Source organism: Desulfobacterales bacterium (assembly GCA_021647905.1).
Classification (GTDB): Bacteria; Desulfobacterota; Desulfobulbia; order Desulfobulbales; family BM004; genus JAKITW01.
Window position 1 is genome coordinate 15,240 of sequence record JAKITW010000022.1, and the last position, 19,044, is coordinate 34,283.

The window sequence follows — 19,044 nt, forward strand, 5'->3', positions numbered from 1 at the left end:
GCTGTTGCATGTTCCGGCCAATGCGGCCGTAATCTCCGGGCCTGGTTCAGGGCTTGAAAAACATCAGCCAGACCTGGCAGATAAAGATGCTGAAGATCATGAAGGGAAAGGCGGTCTTCATGAACCCGGCAAAGGATATCCGGTACCCCTGGGACTCGGCGATCCCCATGGTTACCACATTGGCCGAGGCGCCGATGATCGTGCCGTTGCCGCCGAAACAGGCGCCAAGGGCCAGGGCCCACCAGAGGGTGTTCTCCGCCCCGGGGATGACCGAGGAAAGATAGGCGACAATGGGCAGCATGGTCGCGGTAAAGGGGATATTGTCGATAAAGGCGCTCATGATCGCCGACACCCAGAGGATCAGGGTCATCGAGGTCAGGTAGCTGCCGCCGGAGACGCTCAGGATCCAGTCGGCGACCACGGAGAGCAGACCGGCCTCCTGCACCCCGCCGACCAGGATGAAGAGGAAGATGAAAAACATCAGGGTGGGCCACTCGATATCCTTTTCGATCATGTGCAGCAGGTCCACCTTGTGGGTGAGCAGGGCCACGGTGGTCAGGATGGCGGCCCCGGCCAGGGCCGCGACGCTCACCTCCATATGCCAGTAGCCGTGGGACAGAAACAGAAAAATGGTAAAGCCCAGGGTGATCATCCCGTAGGTAAGCAGGCCAGGGTCGTAGATCCGGTACTTTTCCTTTAATTCGGCGGTGAACTCCTCGATATCAGTGATCGTGGACTGGGCCTCGGCATAGGCCCGGCCCCAGACCAGCCTGGTAAAAACAAACATCACCGCCATCACCGTTACGCAGAGCAGGGCCAGGGCCGCGACAAAATCCGCAAAGGTAAGGCCGGCATAGGAGCCGATCATGATGTTGGGCGGGTCGCCGATCAGGGTGGCGGTGCCGCCGATATTGGAGGCCATTACCAGCGGGATCAGAAGATAGAGGGGGTTGAGGCTGCAGGATACCGCGATCTCAATGGCCACCCCGGTCAAGAGCAGCATGGTGGTCACGTTGTCGAGAAAGGCCGAGGCCACGGCGGTAAAAATCATCAGGATAACGGTGAGCAGGTAGACCTTGCCCCGGGCCGCCCGGTACGCCATATAGGCGCACCACTGGAACACGCCGGTGTTTTTAAGGATGCCGACAATGATCATCATCCCCATCAACAGGAAGATGACGTTCATGTCAATGGACCTGACCGCGCTCTCAAAGGTGAAGATGCGGAAATCAGGATTAATGGTGCCCGCGGTGTAGGAGATCAGCAGCATCAGGGTGGCGCCCAGCATGGCGGCCATGGTCCGGTGCAGCAGTTCAAAGGCGATCAGGATGTAGGCGAGCACGAATACCACCGTGGCGATCCAGAAGGCCGGCCCCAGCACCCGGGCCAGGGAGACGTTCTCAGTAGCGTAGTAATGGTCGCCCTTAAAGGCGAAATCGCTGCTGACAAAGGTAAAGGTCCGGGCGGCAAAACCGGTCCGGTTGACCTTCAACTCAAAGGAGGCCTGGTCCATTACCGCCCTGTCAACCATGAATTCAGCGACATAATGGCCGTTATCAGCCGTTTCCACCCTTACCGCCTGGCGGCCGGCGCGGGACACCGTTATCCCGGCCTCGCCCACCGGCTGCCCGTGAGAATCGATAATGGTCCCGGCAATGGTGACCTGCATCCCCCCCTTGACCGCCGCCTTACCGGGGGCCTTGCCGCCGTGGCCCGCAACAGCCGGCGGAACAAGCCAGCAGAACAGGAGGGCGATGATAATGGCATGCCTTGTCAGAGTGTGCACGACTTCACCCCCCTCCCTGAATTCGAACCGACATCTCAGGGGCGGTACGGAACCAGCAGGGCTGGTTGTTGACAAGCAATCGAAAATTCGAGTTACCAACAAAAAGCGGACATCCTGTCCCCGCCTGCCGGTGGCCGATGGCGGACATGGAAAAAAAAGTATGAATATGATCCATGTTTTTGTACTGTTGGTTGGTGCCGGGGCAAAATAGTGGCGGACCCGGGATTATGGTCGTTCGTGTCTTCGTCTTCGGGATCGGCTGCCTGAGTCTACCCCTCCCGTTGAAAAGTTTAAACGATTTTTCCGGGGGCTTGCCCGTCCAGGCGGCCGAATCCGCGGCGCTGACCACAAGTGAGGGGCTATCAGGTGGACATGTTTACAATATTTTTTCCTGTTGCCGGAATTTCAACCTCAGCCCTGCTCCCGCCCCTGGTCGCCTTTGTGCTCTCCTTTTTTACCTCCATGGGCGGCGTATCCGGCGCCTTCCTGCTCCTGCCCTTTCAGATGAGCGTGCTCGGCTTCACCAGTCCGTCGGTGTCAGCCACCAATTTTCTGTATAATATCGTCGGCACCCCCGGCGGGATTATCCGCTATGTCCGGGAAAAACGGATGGTCTGGCCCCTGGCCGGCTGCATCACCGTGGGCACCCTGCCCGGGGTGCTGTTGGGCTACTATCTGCGGGTGCGCTTTCTTCCCGATCCCCGGGGGTTCAAGCTGTTCGTGGGCCTGGTCCTGGCCTATATCGGCCTGCGGCTGCTGAAGAGTGTTTTCCTTACCGCCAGAAGGTCTGCTCCGGCTGGAAGCGACCACTCCCAGGGAGTGGAGAATATCAGCTGTAGCTGGCAGCGGCTCGAGTATGAGTTTCACGGCCAACGGATCGTCTGCCCGTTGCCGGTTCTTTTTCTGCTGACCATTGCGGTGGGGGTCATCGGCGGGATCTACGGGATCGGCGGCGGGGCGATCATTGCGCCCTTCTGTGTCAGTATCCTGGGGCTGCCGGTCTACACCGTGGCCGGCGCGGCCCTGTTCGGCACCTTTGTCACCTCGATCTCCGGGGTCTTTTTTTACAGCACCATCCCCTTGAACCAGGGGATGACCGCGCCGCCGGACTGGCTGCTGGGCCTGCTCTTCGGGCTGGGCGGCCTGGCCGGCATGTATCTCGGCGCCAGGTGTCAGAAATTCGTGCCCGAACGGGTGATCAAGGCCGGCCTGGCCTTGATCGTGCTCAGCGTGGCCGGCCGGTATATTATTCAATATTTCTAACGGCCCTTCTCAATGGAGCGGCCGTTGGTAGAAGAAGACCCCTTTCCCGACAGGAGGGGGGGTACTGAATGTTTACGAGTCGCCGGGCGGTTCCGGTTAATGGCCTACCGCCAGCAGGCCGCTGGCCGCCAGGCTGAGGATAACCACCTCGGCGATGGCAATGAAGGCGTAGGCCTTGTCGCCGCGGCGGAACAGACCCGGGACAATGGCGGCATAGCAGAAGATGGTCACCCCGGAGAGGATGGCCACGGGCACGAAGTTGATAAAGTCGCCCCTGCCGATCAGCTTGAGCCAGGACCAGCCCAGGGGCAGGTGGTCCCATTGCAGGTAGTCGTTGTTGATCGCCACCAGGTAGTCATGGGCCGATTGATTCCAGTAGCCGGAGATCCGTTCCAGCGGGATCACCGGGGTCATGATCCCGGACACGTACAGGCCAAAGGTGACAAACAGCAGGATCAGGCCGAGAAACATCCCCTTTTCCAGGAGGCTGGCATACAGAAGCTGCTCCTCGGTGGCGGTTGGCTGGATCTTTGCGTTGCCCATTATATTTTTCTCCTTGATAGGTTTAGAATAGTTCAATACCAAGCCCCTTGGTCAAGGCCTTGATCCCGGCAAAACCGAGGATCGCGATGACCATCCAGCGGATAAAGGTGGGCTTGGCCACCTTGAGGACCCTGACCCCGACAAAGGAGCCGAGCATGATCCCGATCAGCGAGGGGATGACCATCATCGGGATCACGCAGCCCTTGTTAAGGTAAATCCAGGCGGCCGAGGTATCGGTGATCGAGAGCAGGAACTTGCTGGTGGCCACCGAAATCTTGAGCGGCGCGCCCATCATCAGGTTGAGTACCGGCACGTTGGCCCAGCCGGCGCCCAGGCCGAACATCCCGGCCATGAAGCCGATGATGACAAAGGTCAACAGCCCGGGAATGGTCCGGTGCACCTTCCAGTTGATCTCCTGGCCCTGATCCTGGTAGATGCCGCAGATCCGCAGGGCCGAGGAGAGGTTGTCGGCCCTGGGCACCTCGGGCAGCTCCGACTTCTTGGCAGTGAGCATGATCGCCACAATGGCGAGAATCACCGCGCCCAGCGAGATCTGGACCACGTTGGTGGGCAGGGCCAGGCCGACCATGGCCCCGACAATGGCCATGGTGGAGGCGATCAGGGCCACCGGGATGGCCAGCCGCAGACTGGCCAGGTTGGCCTTTAACAGACCCGGCCCGGCGGCCAGGGCGCCGGAAAGGGCCACCAGCAGACCGGCGCCCCGGACAAAGTCAAGATGAAACGGGAAAAATCCACTGATGATCGGCACGTAGAGTACGCCGCCGCCAACACCGCCGAGCACGGCCAAGATACCCATGACAAAGGTGACGACCAGAAGAATCAGCGGCCACTTCCACCATCCTGCGCCGTCAACGGCCGGCACCATGGCAACCACCTCGCTGGCCGTGGCCCAGGCCGGGCTGAGCACCAGGCTGGTCATCAGGAAGGTGAACATCCTCCCAACTTTTTCCGTTAATCTATTTAACATAAACCTCCCTCCCCCCCCTTACCGTACTGTTTCGAGTTATGCGGTCCTGACGATAGGTTTTTAATGAACCGCAAACTCTGGTTGGCCGGTGGCGCTGTCGGCCGCGCCCAATTATCCGCGCGAGATCAATCAATTGGATACTGATAACTGAAAAACTGCTATAATTCTATAAAGCCAAGCATAAAACAGAATGAGTGGCTATTCATAATTCTCCCGGCTCCTCTCTGTCAAGTAAAATGCGAAAAAATTCTATTATGAAACAGGGCGCTGTAATTTTGCAACACTTTTTTCAGAAAGCTTTGTTTGGCCAAGATGGGTGAAACAATGGACCTGGAAAGGGTCGTTGCCCTGCTGGAAAAGGAGGTGGCCGGCTACCGGGTGCCGGTGGTGGACCTGATCGCGACCCAGACCAGGGATCCTTTCCGGGTGCTGACAGCCACCATTCTCTCGGCCCGGACCCGGGACGAGGTCACGGCCCGGGCCGCGGCCCGGCTCTTTGCCCGGGCGCCGGATGTGGAGGGCCTGGCCCGGCTTCAAGAGGGGGAGATCGCCGCTCTCATCCATCCGGTGGGGTTCTTTCGCAGCAAGGCCTCCTACCTGGCCCGGCTGCCCGCGGCCCTGGCCCGGTTCGGCAACCAGGTTCCCGGGGAGATCGATTCCCTGCTGACCCTGCCGGGGGTGGGCCGCAAGACCGCCAATCTGGTGAAGGCCGTGGCCTTTAACCAGCCGGCCATCTGCGTTGACACCCATGTCCACCGGATCATGAATATCTGGGGTTATGTAGATACCAAAAACCCGCTGGCCACCGAGATGGCCCTGAGAAAAAAACTGCCGCGCAAGTACTGGATCCGGATCAACAGCCTGCTGGTGGCATTCGGCCAGGGGACCTGCCGGCCGGTCCGGCCCCACTGCGACCGCTGCGTGATCAGCCGTCTCTGTCCCGGGATCGGGGTCAGCCCGCGCCGGCTTATGTCCGGGAAAAGGGCAAAGGAGGAAAACAGGATGAAAAAACTCATCTCCTGGAACGTAAACGGCATCCGGGCCCTGGAAAAAAAGGGGTTTATCGATCTGCTGGCCGAGCTTGATCCGGATATTCTCGGACTGCAGGAGACCAGGGCCCAGCCCGGCCAGTTGGCCGATTCCCTGAAGAACATCCCCGGCTATACCTCCTATTGGGCCAGCGCGGCGAAAAAGGGCTACTCCGGGGTGGCGGTTTACACCCGGATCGAGCCGCTTTCGGTGATCGTTGGGCTCGGTATCCCGGAATATGACCGGGAGGGCCGGGTGCTGACCCTGGAGTTTGCCGACTTTTTTCTGATCAACGCCTACTTTCCCAACGCCCGGCCCGGCCTGAAACGGATCGACTACAAGCTTGCCTTTAACCGCGAGCTGAAAACATTTGCCGACCGGCTGGGTGAGAAGAAAGCCGTGCTGATCTGCGGCGACTTCAACGTAGCCCACCGGCCCATTGACCTGGCCAACCCCGAGGCCAACGAGGAAAATCCCGGTTATTCGGCCCAAGAGCGGGCCTGGATGGATGATTTTCTAGAACACGGTTACTGCGACACCTTCCGCAAGTTCAACCGGGAACCGGGCCAATACACCTGGTGGTCCTTTCGTTTCAATGCCCGGGCCCGGAACATCGGCTGGCGGATCGATTACTTCTGCGTGGACCGGGCCGGCGCGGACCGGGTCAAGGGGGCGGCAATCCTGAACGGGATCATGGGCTCGGACCACTGCCCGATCAGTCTCGATTTTGTTTGAGGGTCCTCAAAAGATAAATTTACCGCAGAGGGCGCGGAGGTTCGCAGGGGAAAAGAGAATGATGAATGTCCAATATCCAATGTCGAATGTAGAAATTTTCTTCTATTTCTAAATTCTACGGTTCAATATTGTCGGTCTCGCAACAACTCGCTCGACGGACGTGATTCGTCTTGTAACTTGTTGATTTTATTGGGTGGCATTTGAAGCCTTTCGGGTTGTTACGAGTTCATCAATATTCTACAGTTCGATATTCTCGGTAAAAAAACATTCTCTGCGGTAAATATTTTCGTTTTTACGAATGCATCAGGTTCGACGTTCCCGGCAGCAGAGAAGGATCAGCAACCCGGCGCCGATCATCAGGCTGCTCAGGAGCTGGCCCATGGTGAGGTGGAACCAGATAAAACCGAGCTGGGCGTCCGGTTCCCGGAACAGCTCGGCCAGGCAGCGGAAAATGCCGTAGAGGACCAGAAAGGCGCCGAGCATGGTGCCGGCCGGCCAGTTGCGACGATGCTGGACCGACTTGAGGGTCCAGAGGATGACAAAGAGCAGAAACCCCGCCAGGAAAAACTCGTAGAGCTGGGACGGGTGCCGGGGCCGGGGACCGCCCTGGGGAAAGATCATGGCCCAGGGCAGGTCGCTGACCCGGCCGTACAGTTCGCCGTTGATAAAGTTGCCCAGCCGGCCCAACCCCAGGCCGATGGGCACGGTGACCACATAGAGGTCAGCGGTCCGGAGAAAGCCGAGCCCATGGCGGCGGCAGTAGAAAAAACCAGCCAGGACAAGGCCCAGCAGGGCGCCGTGAAAGGACATCCCGCCCTGCCAGGTGGCGAATATCTCCAGGGGGTGGCGCAGAAAATAGCCCGGGCTGTAGAACAGGACATAACCGAGCCGGCCACCGATGATCAGGCTGACCATCAGGACCAGGTTGAGATTATCGAAATAGTCGGCCAGGCGGGCGATCCTGTACCGGTTTATCTGGTACCGGACCAGCAACACGCTGGCCGTAAAACCGAGCACATACATCAGCCCGTACCAGCGGACCTGGAGCGGACCCAGGCTGAAGATCACCGGATCGATGTCAGGATAGGCGATCATCGGTTGCGCCCGGCCTTTTTCAGGTGGATCTGCAGGGCGGAAATAGCGGCCGGGGTCACCCCGGAGATCCGGGATGCCTGGCCCAGGGAGCGGGGCCGGACCCGGGAGAGTTTTTCCACCACCTCGTTGGACAGTCCGGCCAGGCCGCGGTAGTCCATCTCCTCGGGCAGGCCCATCGCCTCCAGCCGCTTGAAACGCTTCACCTGTTCGTCCTGCCGGCTGATATAGCCCTGATACTTGATCTCCAGCTGGACCTGGTCACGGACCTCGGCCCGGTCGTGCAGCGCTATCCCGGTCAACGGGCCCAGGTCGTTGAGGCTGATTTCCGGCCGCTTCAACAGGTCGGCGGCCCGCAGGGGCTGACTGATCGGGGTGCTGGCCAGGGACTCCAGGACTCTGTTGAGTTCAGGGCCGGGCCTGATCATTTCCCGCTCCAGCCGGGTACGCAAGGCGGTGATCGCCTCTTTCTTTGCAACAAAGGCGGCATGGGTCGCCCGGTCCACCAGCCCCTGCTGAAAGCCGATCTCAGTGAGCCGGAGGTCGGCATTGTCCTCGCGGAGCAGGAGCCGGTATTCGGCCCGGGAGGTGAACAGGCGGTAAGGTTCCCTGGTGCCGCGGGTGACCAGGTCGTCGATCAGCACCCCGATATAGGCCTGGGCCCGGTCCAGGACCAGCGGTTCCCGGTGGCGGATCAGGTTCACCGCATTGATCCCGGCGATCAACCCCTGGGCCGCGGCCTCCTCGTAGCCCGAGGTGCCGTTGATCTGGCCGGCCAGGAACAGTCCCCCCACCCGTTTTGTTTCCAGTGAAGGCAAGAGTTCCAGCGGGTCGACATAATCGTATTCAATGGCATAGCCGGGCCGGATCATTTGCACCTGCGCCAGCCCCTTGATGCTCCGCAGCATGGCCATCTGGATATCCAGGGGCAGGCTGGTGGAGATGCCGTTGGGATAGACCTCCACGGTATCGATGCCCTCGGGCTCCAGGAATATCTGGTGGCTGTCCTTGTCCGGGAAGCGCATTACCTTGTCCTCGATGGACGGACAGTAGCGGGCCCCCACCCCCTTGATCCTGCCGGCGTACATCGGCGACCGGTCGATACCGCCCCTGATAATGCCATGGGTATCCGCCGAGGTGTGGGTGGTGTGGCAGGGCAGCTGTTCAAGGGCCGGCGCGGCATCCGGGTCGCTGGCAAAGGAGAAGAAATTGGGCGGGGTATCGCCGAACTGGGGCCTCAGCTCGCCATAGTCGATGCTCCGGCTGTCCAGCCTCGGCGGGGTACCGGTCTTCATCCGGCCGATGGCAAAGCCGGCCTGGCGGAACCATTGCGCCAGCCTGGTGGAGGGCGGGTCGCCCATCCGGCCGGCCGGGAAGTTCTTCATCCCGATATGGATCAGGCCGTGGAGAAAGGTGCCGGTGGCGATGACCACTGCCTTGACCCGGATGGTCTCGTCCAGCGAGGTGACGATCCCGGCGATTGCTCCCTTTTTATTGGTAATGATCCGGTCCACCACGGTCTGGCGGATCTCCAGGTTGTCCTGGTTCTCCAGCACCGACTTCATCCGCAGCCGGTAGCGGAGCCGGTCGGCCTGGGCCCGTGACGAGCGAACCGCCGGACCCTTGCTGGTGTTCAAGCGGCGGAACTGGATACCGGTGGCATCGATGTTCCTGGCCATCTCGCCGCCCAGGGCATCGATCTCCTTGACCAGGTGGCCCTTGGCCAGGCCGCCGATGGCCGGGTTGCAGGACATGGCGCCGATGGTATCGACGTTGATCACCGTGATCAGGGTCTTACAGCCCATCCGGGCCGCGGCCAGGGCCGCCTCGCAGCCGGCATGGCCGGCGCCGATCACCACGATATCAAATTGATTTTCGTTTCCAGGCATGGGAATCTGCTGATTATTTATTGTCACCCTTGTTGTTCAGCTGCCAGCGCGGAACGTAACTGATCACCGGAGTATAACCCTGAACCTGGGGTCACTTATGCCAGCGCAGCCTGGGTCGCCGGGCCATGGCCCAGAAATCCGGGGTGAGCAGCACGGCCACGGTGTAGAGTTCCAGCCGGCCGGCCAGCATGCACAGGCTCAGAACGACCTTGGCCAGGTCCGGCAGTTCGCCGTAGTTCTGGGTCGGGCCGACCAGGTGCAGGCCCGGACCGATGTTGTTCAGGGTGGCGATCACCGCGGTGGTGCCGGTGACGATATCCACCCCCAGGGCGGTGACCGCCAGGCTGGCCAGGAAGAAAATCGCCAGGTACAGGGCAAAGAAGCCCAGCACCGAGATCAGCACGTCCCGGGGCACCCGGACCCGGCCCAGCTTGATCTTGCCCACTGCCTGGGGATGGACCAGGGTGCGAAGCTGCAGCCGGGCATACTTGAAAAAGAGCAGGAACCGGACATGCTTGATCCCGCCGCCGGTGGAGCCGGCGCAGCCGCCGACGAACATCAGGGCCACCAGGAGCACCTTGCAGACCGCCGGCCACTGGTCGAAATCCGCCGTGCCGAAGCCGGTGGTGGTCAGGATAGTCACCACCTGGAACAGCGCGGTGCGGATGTTTTCACCCCAGGAGCTGTAGGTGCCGTAGATAAAATTAGCCAGGATGATGATCACCGTTGCCCCGGCGGTCAGGCTGAGATAGAACCGGAACTCCTCGTTGCGCCAGTAGGCGGAGAAGCGGCCGCGCAGCCCATGGAAGTGGAGGGAGAAATTGGTCCCGGCCAGGAACATGAAGACAATGATCACGACCTCCACATAGAGTGACTGGAAATGCCCGACGCTGCCGCTGTGGGTGGAAAAACCGCCGGTGGCCAGGGTGGCGAAGGAGTGGCAGACCGCGTCAAAGAAATCCAGCCCGCCCAGGAGCAGCAGTAACACCTCGATGATGGTGAAGAGGAAATAGACGCTCCAGAGTATCCGGGCGGTGTCCTGGATCCGGGGCGCCAGCCGGTCCTTGGTCGGCCCCGGCATCTCGGCCTGAAAGAGCTGCATGCCGCCGATTCCCAGGAGCGGCAGGATGGCCAGGGTGAGGACGATGATCCCCATCCCGCCGAGCCAGTGGGTCAGGGCGCGCCAGAAGAGCAGGCTCTTGGGCAGGAGTTCCACCTGGCTGAGCACGCTGGACCCGGTGGTGGTGAAGCCGGACATGGACTCGAAAAAACAATCGACGAATGATTCCATCCCGCCGGAGAGATAAAAGGGCATCGCCCCGAGCAGGGCCATGGCCAGCCAGCTGAAGACCACCACGGCAAAGCCGTCCCGGTAGCCCAGGTCCTTTTCCGGGGGGAACAGGGCCACCAGCAGGCCGCCGGTCAGGCCGCCCAGCAGGGAGCAGACCACAAAGACCCTCACCATCCCGTCCTGGAAATAGAGACTGAAGGGGATCGGGGTGAGCAGGAACAGGGAGAGCAGGAGCAGCAGCTTTCCCAATATATTGAGTACTCCGCCGGTGCGCATTGTTCTCCTGTTTCGGATCCGTTGGCTGGGTCTTTAAGCGGGGGCGGGAAACCCGTGACAGTGGAATGCCCGGTTACAGCTCAAAAAAAGACTCTACATTCGGGCTGGCGTCTTTAGTGAAAAAAATGATCAGGGTATCGCCGGGCAGAAAGGTGGTCTCCCCGGAGGGGATGAAGACCTGCTCGTTGCGAACGATTCCGGCGATAAGGATCCCGGCGGGAAAGGGGATCTGCTTGAGTGGGATCTCCTTGAGCCGGGAGCCGTCCGGGAGTTTCAATTCGATCAACTCGGCATCGCTGTCCAGCAGGGTGGCTACCGACAGGATGGTGCCGCGCCGGACAAACCGGAGGATCATGTCGGCCGCCACCTGCCGCGGGCTCAGGGCCACGTCGATCCCCAGTTTGCCGAGCAGGGGGATGAAGTCGGGGCGGGTGATCTTGGTGATGCACTTCTTGGCGCCATGGTGCTTGGCCAGCAGACTGGAAAGGATATTAGTGGTATCACTGTCAGTCACCGAGATCACCAGGTCGGCCCGGTCGATCCCCTCCTCAAGCAGGACATGGGCCTCCAGGCCGTCAAAGTTCAAGACCAGTGTTTCCTCAAGGACCTCGGTGAGATGGTCGCAGTGGTTGATGTCCTTTTCCACCAGACGGACATCAATATGTTTCCCCTCCAGTTCCCGGGCCACCAGGGTGCCGGTGATTCCGCCGCCGATGATAAAGACCAGGTCCGGTTTCTTGCTGGACAGGTTGAACAACCGCTCCAGCTCGGAAATATCCTCGCGCCGGATCATCACATAGACCCGGTCCCCCTCTTCAATCCGGTCCTCGCCACGGGGGATGATGGTCTTGCCGTTACGCAGGATGGCCGCCACCACAAAGCGATGACTGCCCTTGAACCCCTTGAGTTCGCCCAGGCTGAGACCGGCGCAGGGGTTGCCCGCATGGACGACATAGCCGAGCAGCACGATCCGGCCGTCGGCAAACTCGGCCATGTCAAAGGCCTCGGGCACATTGCAGAGCTGGATGATCTCCTGGGCCATGGCCCGGTCCGGACTGATCAACAGGTCGATGCCCAGGGCCTTTTCATTGAGCAGCGCGCCAGGGGTGAGAAAGTCCTCGTTGCGGACCCGGGCGATCCGGTTTTTGACCTGGTACTGCTTTGACAGGAGACAGGCCACCAGGTTGACCTCATCGCTGTCAGTGACCGCGATGAACAGGTCGGTCTTGTCAATGCCGGCTTCCTCCAGGACCCGGGCCGAGGCGCCGCTGCCGTGTACCGCCAGGATGTTGAGTTCCCGTTCCAGACGGCGGAGCCTGGACTCGTCCCGGTCAACGAGCACCACCTCCTGGCCTTCCAGGGAAAGCTTTTCGCTCAAATGGTGACCGACCTGGCCGGCCCCGACAATCATGATCCGCACAAAACACCTCGCAGGGAGAGTAACCAGCATGGCTGGACCATATTTGCCCAGCCGCAACGAAACAATGAATAAAAGACGTCACTCCGGCATGGCAAGGCCTCCGCTTGGTGACGACTTCCATATAAAACGCCCGTTGCAACAGGCTGCCGGCCGCTGCGGTCCTTAAACGGGCACCACATTGCCGGCACCCGCAATATCAGGCGGAACCGCAACACCTTACAGCTGATCGGCAGGCAAAGGGCCCGGTTTGTTTGGCGGCATTATATATGGCAGTGGTTATATTTGCAAATCAAGCATGATCGCCGGGCCGGGCTTAGTCGCTGATCTTGGACTTCAGGTCCGGCATGGTTTCCGGTTTGCTTCTGTCCCAGATCCGGCTTTCCTTGTCCGTGGCAGTGACGTTCTCATAGATCCCGTCGTCCCGTTTCACCAGCTTGGTAAAGCCGAGACTCTTGAGGTCGCTGTTGGTCTTGGGGGTGTTGATCGCCACCAGGGAGATCAGCCGGCGCACCTTGCCGCCGCAGTCTGGACACTGTTCCAGCCTGTCCGCCTTGATCGACTGGCTGATTTCAAACTGTCTGCCCCTGGCGCAGCCCTGGTCGAGATGCTCATATTCGTAAACAGGCACTGTTTTCCTCTCCGGTTTAAGGATTGTCGGTCTCGCAACAACCGCGAGACGGACATGACTAATGTTGTAACTTGTTGATTTTATTCGGTGGCATTTGAAACTTTCGGGTTTTTTACGAGTTCATCAAGGATTGTCGGTCTCGCAACAACCGCGAGACGGACGTGACTAATGTTGTAACTTGTTGATTTTATTCGGTGGCATTTGAAACTTTCGGGTTTTTTACGAGTTCATCAAGGATTCCCCGGACCGGTGACGGCCAACGGACCCCAGCCATGCTGGTTTATTTGTAAGCGCGCGCAGGAGGCAACCCAGAGTCCGGCCGGGCCTGCCCCGTGAGTGGTTACGGTTTATTTGTTTGACACTGTTTTGCCGGCTGGGTATATTATCTTTCTTTTGGGCCCTGTGCTTTCAGGCAAGAATCCGTTGCGCCTGTCCGGAGGCGACATGTTCGCAATGTACCCACCCCGCGCGAACTTGCAATAATACAGAATAAGCCTCCGGCGTCAAGCGGGATAAAAGGGAGCACCGTCGGCTTTCCACGGTCATCCTTCCGGCAGAGCCTGAACCCAGCCGGCCGACATGGAATGAAGTATCATATAAACAGTTGAGGCAAGGAAAGAGATCATGAGCAAGAGAACATTTCAACCGAGCAATTTGAAGCGCAAGCGCACCCATGGTTTCCGGCTGCGGATGAAGACCAAGTCCGGCCGGGCCATTATCAACAACAGGCGGGCCAGGGGCCGCAAACGGTTGTCAGCCTAAAGGACCGCTCACGCCGGGCCGAACCCCGGCAGGCCCTTTATCCGCCGCTGAGCCGGCCGGCAGATTTTCACCATGAACCCAAGGACGCTTCCCAAAACACATCTCCTGAGAAAAAACCGGGAATATCAGAAGGTCTATCGCAGTGGCAAGCGTCTCAGAGGGGATTGCTTCAGCCTGATCTATACCCCCAACGGTCTTGATACCAACAGGCTGGGGATCAGTGTTCATGGCCGGCTCAAGGGCGCGGTGCAGAGAAACAGGATTAAAAGAATCATCAAGGAATTCTACAGGTTGAACCGGGAATTATTGCCCCCGTCCATGGACATCGTTTTTGCGGTCCGCAAGGGATTTGCGCCAAGGACCCCTGCCGAGATAAGGGAGGCGGTTGCACCCCTTGTTGGCGATACGCAGGCAGCCGCTGGTTCCGGAAAAACAACCCCTGCGTAGCCGGTTCCCCCGGCAAATGCGGCTCCGGTGCCCGGAAAATGGTTCAGGGAATATGCTCCCTGCCATGGACAGTTGCAGTAACATTCCGATGCTTGCAGATCCGCTGGCAAATGTTGATATCGTGATACAGTGGCTGAATAGACTCGGATCGACACTCTGCCGGGCCCTGATACGGGCCTATCAATTGGTTCTTTCCCCCCTGCTTCCTCCCACCTGCCGTTTTACGCCGACCTGTTCCCAGTACGCCATGGACGCCATCGGACGTCACGGGCTGGGCCGCGGTCTGTACCTGGCGATCAGGCGGGTGCTGCGCTGTCATCCCTTCCATCCGGGTGGATTTGATCCGGTTGATCACTAGCACAATGGATAATCTCACCCGGACCACCGGCGCACCGGAGTACCGGATCGGGTTATTCGAGGAAAATTAAATGGATACACAGAGGGCTTTTGTCGCAATTTTACTATCGTTCGTGATCCTGCTCGGCTACCAGTACTTCTTTGTCGGGGCTCCGCCGGAACAGGCGCGGAACCCGGTGGCCACGGAGCAGGCCGAATCACCCCCGGTTGACGGACCGGCCCCGGCCGCGCTTCCCCAGGCCCCGGCGACTGCCCCGGCCCCGGTAGCGGTGGTGCAGCCAACCCGGCAAGGCCGGGATATCACCGTGGAGACCGATCTCTTTTCCGCCCTGATCAGCGAAACCGGCGGCGGGGTGAAGAGCTTCAAGCTGAAGAAGTACATGGAGTCCATGGCGCCGGACTCGGACTATAAGGAACTGATCACCACCAAGGCCTTCCAGGAGCTGCCGCTCTACTTCTCCTGGGGGGTGAGCCCGGAAAAGGCGGAGATCCCGGTGTTCACCGCATCCACCGGTTCGCTTATCCTGGGCCCGGCCGGCAGCGGCCGGGAACAGAGCCTGCGCATGGAGGCCACGCTCTCTTCCGGGCTTGTCATCGTCCGCACCCTTACCTTTGATAATACCAATTATCTGGCCAACCTGGAGGTGGAGGTGCGGAACACCACCGATACCCCGCTGCAGGGCGCGCCCTACCTGGGACTGACCAACCTCCCCTTTAACCCCGATTCCCAGCGTTATCTCTTTGCCGGGCCCGCGGTGCTGGTGAATGATTCCCTTGAGGAGGTCAAGGTCAGCGACCTCAACAAGAAGGGGCCCAAGACCCTGACCGGCCGGATTGACTGGGCCGCCTATGAGGGCAACTACTTCATGACCGGGATGATCCCCGGGGAAAAGGATGGCGCCAAGGTGCTGTTAAGCGCGGACAACGACAAGGTGAGCACGGTTCTTTCCGCTGGCCAGGACGTGATCCCGGCCCAGGGCCGGCAACACTATGCCTATTCCTTTTATTTCGGCCCCAAGAAGCTGTCGACCCTCAAGCAAACCGGCCACAACCTGGAACGGATCGTCAACTTCGGCTGGTTCGACAAGATGGCCCGGCCGGTCCTTTACCTGCTCAATTTCCTCTATCGCTACGTGCATAACTACGGGGTGGCGATCATCATGGTTACCGTGCTGATTAAACTCGTTCTCTGGCCCATCTCCCACAAGGGGATGAAGTCAATGAAGAACATGCAGGCGATTCAGCCCAAGATCGCCAAGCTGCGGGAAAAATACAAGAACGACTCCGCCCGGATAAACCAGGAGATGATGAACCTGTACAAGACCTACAAGGTCAATCCCCTGGGCGGCTGCCTGCCGATGTTTCTCCAGATTCCGGTCTTTTTCGCCCTGTACAAGGTGCTGCTCCAGGCCATTGAACTGCGCCATGCCCCGTTCATGCTCTGGATCACCGACCTGGCCGCGCCGGACCGGTTGTGGATCGGCATTGATATCCCCTACCTGCACGGGATCCCGGTTCTTACCCTGCTGATGGGCGCCAGTATGTTTTTGCAACAGAAGATGACCCCGTCGCCGGCTGATCCGACCCAGGCCAAGATCATGCTCTTTCTGCCGGTCATCTTCACCTTCATGTTCATCAACTTTGCTTCCGGCCTGGTGTTGTACTGGTTTGTCAACAACCTGCTCGCCATTGCCCAGCAATACATAGTGAACAGGCCGGCCAAGAGTTGACGAAACGACTCTGACATACGGCGGTCGCCCCGGGATGATGGCGGTTTCCAGTCCCATAGGCGCCGCGCTGAGGAACGTTAGTTATGAAACCAAAAAAAATAGAATTTCAGGGAAAGGATGTGGCCGAGGCGATTAAGAACGCCTGCCGGACCTTGAACGTTTCCCAGGAAGACCTGGATATCGAGGTCCTTAATACCGGATCGCTGGGTATTTTCGGGCTCTGCCGGCAGAAGGTGCGGTTGCGGGTGTCGATCAAGCAGGGCACCGCGGCCCGGAAAGAGGAGGAGGCCCGGGAATCGCCGCTGGCCGCCCTGGCGGCGGAAGGGTTCGGTCTGGCCGAACCTGAACGGACAGCGGTTGACCAACCGGTCCGGCCCCGGGAAAATGGACCCCAGCCGGCGGAACCGGCCGTCAAGGTTGCAAAAAAACAGGCTCAGCAGAAAGAAGTTGCAGAAAAACAGCCGGAAAGGACGGCCCCGGCGCCCCAGCCGGCAGCAGAGGTCAGCCAGGAGATCCGCGCCACGGTCCGGGCCGAACTGCTGGTCCTCCTTGATCTGATGGGGTTCCCTGCCCAGGTTACGGTCCGGTCGGAGCAGAACTCGATTGTCGCCGTTATCAGCGGCGACCATGTGGACGCAATCATCGGCGACGAGGGCAAGGTGCTGGACAGCCTGCAGTATCTTCTCCGCAAGATCCTGGCCAAAAAGCATTCCATCAACGCGGCCCTGTCGCTGGATGCCGGTGACTACCGGGCCAGCCGTTTGCAGCAGCTTGAGGCCCTGGCCCGGAAACTGGCCGAAGAGGTCAGAACCGGCGGCAAGACCAGGTCCATCTCCTCGCTCAATCCCTCGGAACGGCGGGTGGTGCACGTTGTTCTGCAGGAAGACAAGGATATCCGCAGCCGCAGTGTCGGCGACGGCTTGTTTAAGAAGGTGCTCATCTATCGCCCGGGCAAGGGACGCAAAGGCGGGTCCGGCCGGCGCCGCAAGGGCGGCGGCCGGAGCGGTGCGCCGACCGAGTCGGCCGAGTAGAGATCTCCCCGTTATACCCCACAAGCCGCTTGCGCGCATCGCCGGCACCTGTGAGTGGTTGCCTTTTCACCAGTCACCACCAACCAGCATGGCTTGGACCATGCTGACCGGCCACAACCAAAAAATGGTCCCCTCCACTCCTCCAGACACCGCTGTTTCCGGCGCAGAGACCATTGCCGCCATTGCCACCCCGGCCGGTGCCGGCGGTATCGGGATCATCAGGGTCAGCGGTCCCCTGGCCGGGCCCATCCTCTCCCAGGTGTTCCGGCCCCATCGCCCGGTCTCGTCTTTTGCCAGTCATCACATGTATTACGGCTGGATCGTCGATCCAGGAACCGGTTCCCTGCTGGACGAGGTGCTGGCGGTGTTCATGCGTGCCCCCCATACCTATACCCGGGAGGACGTGACCGAGATTCACTGCCACGGCAGCTACCTGGTCCTGGAAATGATCCTGGCCCTCATCTTCAGGCAGGGCGCCCGGCCGGCCCGGGCCGGTGAATTTACCAAGCGCGCCTTTTTGAACGGCCGTATCGACCTGACCCGGGCCGAGGCGGTACTGGAGCTGCTCCAGGCCAAGACCGGACCGGCCCTTGGCCTGGCCTGCGGCCAGTTGCAGGGCAGGCTCCATGACCAGGTGATGGCGGTGCGCGAGTCATTGCTGGCCGTGCGGGCGGTGATCGAGGTGGCCATTGATTTTCCCGAGGAGGAAGGGGAGATACTTGATCCGGCCCGAATGGCGGAGCAGCTGCAACAGGAGGTGATAGGGCCGATTACCGCCCTGCTGGCCGATGCCGATCAGGGCCGGATATTTCGCAAAGGCATCTCCGCGGTGATCCTGGGCCGGCCCAATGTGGGCAAGTCGAGCCTGCTCAATACCCTGCTCCGGGAGGAGCGGGCCCTGGTCACCGCCATCCCCGGCACCACCCGCGACACCATTGAGGAGTATGTGAACATCAAGGGGATGCCGGTCAGGATCATTGATACCGCCGGGATCCGCGATACCAGCGAAACAGTGGAGGCGTTGGGCGTCCGCCGGGCCCGGGCCAAGCTGGCCGAGGCCGACCTGGTGCTGCTGCTGCTGGACCTTTCAACCGGATTGACCCCTGAGGACCGGCAGCTCTATGCCAATATCAGGGAGAACAATGGCGATACCCTGCTGCTGGTGGTCCTGAACAAGCAGGACCTGGTGCCTGATCTTGATCCGGGCTCGTTTGCCGCTGATTTTCCCGAAGAGGTCCTGGTACCGATCTCCGCCAAGAATGGCGATGGGATCAGGCAACTGGAGCAGGCGATATTCACCGCAGTGGCCGGCCAAGACACCCTGCCCGACTCCGGGCCGGGCTGTGCCCCCAATCTCCGGCACCGGGCCGCGCTGGCCAAGGCCCTGGATGCCTGTCAACGGGCCGCGGCCGGGCTCACAGAGGGGCTGCCGCCGGACCTGCTCGCCGTGGACCTGCAGGCAACCCTGGACCATCTCGCCGATATCGTCGGCGAGACCACCACCGAGGATGTACTGGACATGATATTCGAGCGGTTCTGCATCGGCAAATAATCGTAAGCCTCCACCAGCAACGCACCCGGAGATCTGTTTCGCTTCCTTCCGGGCGAATCATTTGTCGGCGGGCAGAGGAAAATCGGGAAGATCGCGCAGACAGGGGGACACCCTATATTCCCCCTGTCAAGAGAAAAAATATTTTCTTTTAAATCAATATATTGAGAGCAATCTTGTTCTCGGGTCGCACCTCTCCCTCGTCCTTCTGCGCAAGGATTTGATCCA

The 19,044-nt window shown here is 60.1% G+C and carries 16 protein-coding genes; 8 read left to right on the forward strand and 8 right to left on the reverse strand.

Annotated elements, in window-relative coordinates:
- Window positions 1–46: 46 nt before the first annotated feature.
- The gene (locus L3J03_05220; protein MCF6290379.1) at window positions 47–1,786 is read right to left on the reverse strand and encodes an anion permease; all 1,740 of its coding nucleotides are present in this window, start codon (window positions 1,784–1,786) and stop codon (window positions 47–49) included.
- A gap of 372 nt (window positions 1,787–2,158) precedes the next feature.
- Between L3J03_05220 and L3J03_05225 the strand changes: the two genes are divergently transcribed.
- Entirely contained in the window at window positions 2,159–3,049 is an 891-nt protein-coding gene (locus tag L3J03_05225) for a sulfite exporter TauE/SafE family protein (GenBank protein MCF6290380.1), read from the forward strand.
- A gap of 96 nt (window positions 3,050–3,145) precedes the next feature.
- On the opposite strand, the gene L3J03_05230 is transcribed toward L3J03_05225, so the two are convergent.
- Window positions 3,146–3,592, reverse strand: coding sequence for a hypothetical protein (locus tag L3J03_05230; protein MCF6290381.1), 447 nt, complete (start codon window positions 3,590–3,592; stop codon window positions 3,146–3,148).
- Between the two features lie 22 nt (window positions 3,593–3,614).
- Window positions 3,615–4,547 (reverse strand): sulfite exporter TauE/SafE family protein, encoded by a 933-nt coding sequence (locus L3J03_05235; GenBank protein MCF6290382.1) that lies wholly within the window; start codon window positions 4,545–4,547, stop codon window positions 3,615–3,617.
- 345 nt (window positions 4,548–4,892) lie between these two features.
- Here L3J03_05235 and L3J03_05240 point away from each other — a divergent pair, with 345 nt between their 5' ends.
- Window positions 4,893–6,344, forward strand: coding sequence for an exodeoxyribonuclease III (locus L3J03_05240; GenBank protein MCF6290383.1), 1,452 nt, complete (start codon window positions 4,893–4,895; stop codon window positions 6,342–6,344).
- A 303-nt stretch (window positions 6,345–6,647) separates the two neighbouring features.
- Here the strand turns inward: L3J03_05240 and lgt are convergent, their stop codons facing one another.
- The 5 genes from lgt to L3J03_05265 all read right to left on the reverse strand — a co-directional run bounded on the left by lgt (window position 6,648) and on the right by L3J03_05265 (window position 12,940).
- Window positions 6,648–7,439: a prolipoprotein diacylglyceryl transferase gene (gene lgt, locus L3J03_05245; protein MCF6290384.1), complete on the reverse strand. Its 792-nt coding sequence runs from the start codon at window positions 7,437–7,439 to the stop codon at window positions 6,648–6,650.
- Complete coding sequence (mnmG, locus tag L3J03_05250; protein MCF6290385.1) at window positions 7,436–9,325, reverse strand: tRNA uridine-5-carboxymethylaminomethyl(34) synthesis enzyme MnmG; 1,890 nt, start codon at window positions 9,323–9,325, stop codon at window positions 7,436–7,438. Before mnmG ends, lgt begins: the two co-directional genes overlap by 4 nt.
- 91 nt (window positions 9,326–9,416) lie before the next feature.
- Window positions 9,417–10,892, reverse strand: coding sequence for a TrkH family potassium uptake protein (locus tag L3J03_05255; protein MCF6290386.1), 1,476 nt, complete (start codon window positions 10,890–10,892; stop codon window positions 9,417–9,419).
- A 73-nt stretch (window positions 10,893–10,965) separates the two neighbouring features.
- Window positions 10,966–12,303 carry a Trk system potassium transporter TrkA gene (trkA, locus tag L3J03_05260; GenBank protein MCF6290387.1) on the reverse strand — a complete coding sequence of 446 codons (1,338 nt, stop codon included), beginning with the start codon at window positions 12,301–12,303 and terminating at the stop codon, window positions 10,966–10,968.
- Window positions 12,304–12,625: 322 nt separating this feature from the next.
- A complete protein-coding gene (locus L3J03_05265; protein ID MCF6290388.1) occupies window positions 12,626–12,940 on the reverse strand; it encodes a zinc ribbon domain-containing protein in 315 nt (104 codons plus the stop codon).
- A 624-nt stretch (window positions 12,941–13,564) separates the two neighbouring features.
- Here L3J03_05265 and rpmH point away from each other — a divergent pair.
- From rpmH to mnmE, 6 genes are all read left to right on the forward strand, one after another.
- Complete coding sequence (gene rpmH, locus L3J03_05270; GenBank protein MCF6290389.1) at window positions 13,565–13,702, forward strand: 50S ribosomal protein L34; 138 nt, start codon at window positions 13,565–13,567, stop codon at window positions 13,700–13,702.
- A 72-nt stretch (window positions 13,703–13,774) separates the two neighbouring features.
- Entirely contained in the window at window positions 13,775–14,149 is a 375-nt protein-coding gene (gene rnpA / locus L3J03_05275) for a ribonuclease P protein component (protein MCF6290390.1), read from the forward strand.
- A gap of 88 nt (window positions 14,150–14,237) precedes the next feature.
- Window positions 14,238–14,507 carry a membrane protein insertion efficiency factor YidD gene (gene yidD / locus L3J03_05280; GenBank protein MCF6290391.1) on the forward strand — a complete coding sequence of 90 codons (270 nt, stop codon included), beginning with the start codon at window positions 14,238–14,240 and terminating at the stop codon, window positions 14,505–14,507.
- A 70-nt stretch (window positions 14,508–14,577) separates the two neighbouring features.
- Window positions 14,578–16,236: a membrane protein insertase YidC gene (yidC, locus tag L3J03_05285; GenBank protein ID MCF6290392.1), complete on the forward strand. Its 1,659-nt coding sequence runs from the start codon at window positions 14,578–14,580 to the stop codon at window positions 16,234–16,236.
- Between the two features lie 83 nt (window positions 16,237–16,319).
- Window positions 16,320–17,267 (forward strand): Jag N-terminal domain-containing protein, encoded by a 948-nt coding sequence (locus L3J03_05290; GenBank protein MCF6290393.1) that lies wholly within the window; start codon window positions 16,320–16,322, stop codon window positions 17,265–17,267.
- An 88-nt stretch (window positions 17,268–17,355) separates the two neighbouring features.
- Complete coding sequence (gene mnmE / locus L3J03_05295) at window positions 17,356–18,819, forward strand: tRNA uridine-5-carboxymethylaminomethyl(34) synthesis GTPase MnmE (protein ID MCF6290394.1); 1,464 nt, start codon at window positions 17,356–17,358, stop codon at window positions 18,817–18,819.
- Window positions 18,820–19,044: the final 225 nt, after the last annotated feature.

What these genes read in the sequence shown, in the direction of transcription:
- L3J03_05225 (MCF6290380.1), top strand. Translation starts at nt 2,159, where the DNA reads ATGTTTACAATATTTTTTCCTGTTGCCGGAATTTCAACCTCAGCCCTG.
- L3J03_05230 (MCF6290381.1), bottom strand. Translation starts at nt 3,592, where the DNA reads ATGGGCAACGCAAAGATCCAGCCAACCGCCACCGAGGAGCAGCTTCTG.
- L3J03_05235 (MCF6290382.1), bottom strand. Translation starts at nt 4,547, where the DNA reads ATGTTCACCTTCCTGATGACCAGCCTGGTGCTCAGCCCGGCCTGGGCC.
- L3J03_05240 (MCF6290383.1), top strand. Translation starts at nt 4,893, where the DNA reads ATGGGTGAAACAATGGACCTGGAAAGGGTCGTTGCCCTGCTGGAAAAG.
- lgt (MCF6290384.1), bottom strand. Translation starts at nt 7,439, where the DNA reads ATGATCGCCTATCCTGACATCGATCCGGTGATCTTCAGCCTGGGTCCG.
- mnmG (MCF6290385.1), bottom strand. Translation starts at nt 9,325, where the DNA reads ATGCCTGGAAACGAAAATCAATTTGATATCGTGGTGATCGGCGCCGGC.
- L3J03_05255 (MCF6290386.1), bottom strand. Translation starts at nt 10,892, where the DNA reads ATGCGCACCGGCGGAGTACTCAATATATTGGGAAAGCTGCTGCTCCTG.
- trkA (MCF6290387.1), bottom strand. Translation starts at nt 12,303, where the DNA reads ATGATTGTCGGGGCCGGCCAGGTCGGTCACCATTTGAGCGAAAAGCTT.
- rpmH (MCF6290389.1), top strand. Translation starts at nt 13,565, where the DNA reads ATGAGCAAGAGAACATTTCAACCGAGCAATTTGAAGCGCAAGCGCACC.
- rnpA (MCF6290390.1), top strand. Translation starts at nt 13,775, where the DNA reads ATGAACCCAAGGACGCTTCCCAAAACACATCTCCTGAGAAAAAACCGG.
- yidD (MCF6290391.1), top strand. Translation starts at nt 14,238, where the DNA reads ATGCTTGCAGATCCGCTGGCAAATGTTGATATCGTGATACAGTGGCTG.
- yidC (MCF6290392.1), top strand. Translation starts at nt 14,578, where the DNA reads ATGGATACACAGAGGGCTTTTGTCGCAATTTTACTATCGTTCGTGATC.
- L3J03_05290 (MCF6290393.1), top strand. Translation starts at nt 16,320, where the DNA reads ATGAAACCAAAAAAAATAGAATTTCAGGGAAAGGATGTGGCCGAGGCG.
- mnmE (MCF6290394.1), top strand. Translation starts at nt 17,356, where the DNA reads ATGGCTTGGACCATGCTGACCGGCCACAACCAAAAAATGGTCCCCTCC.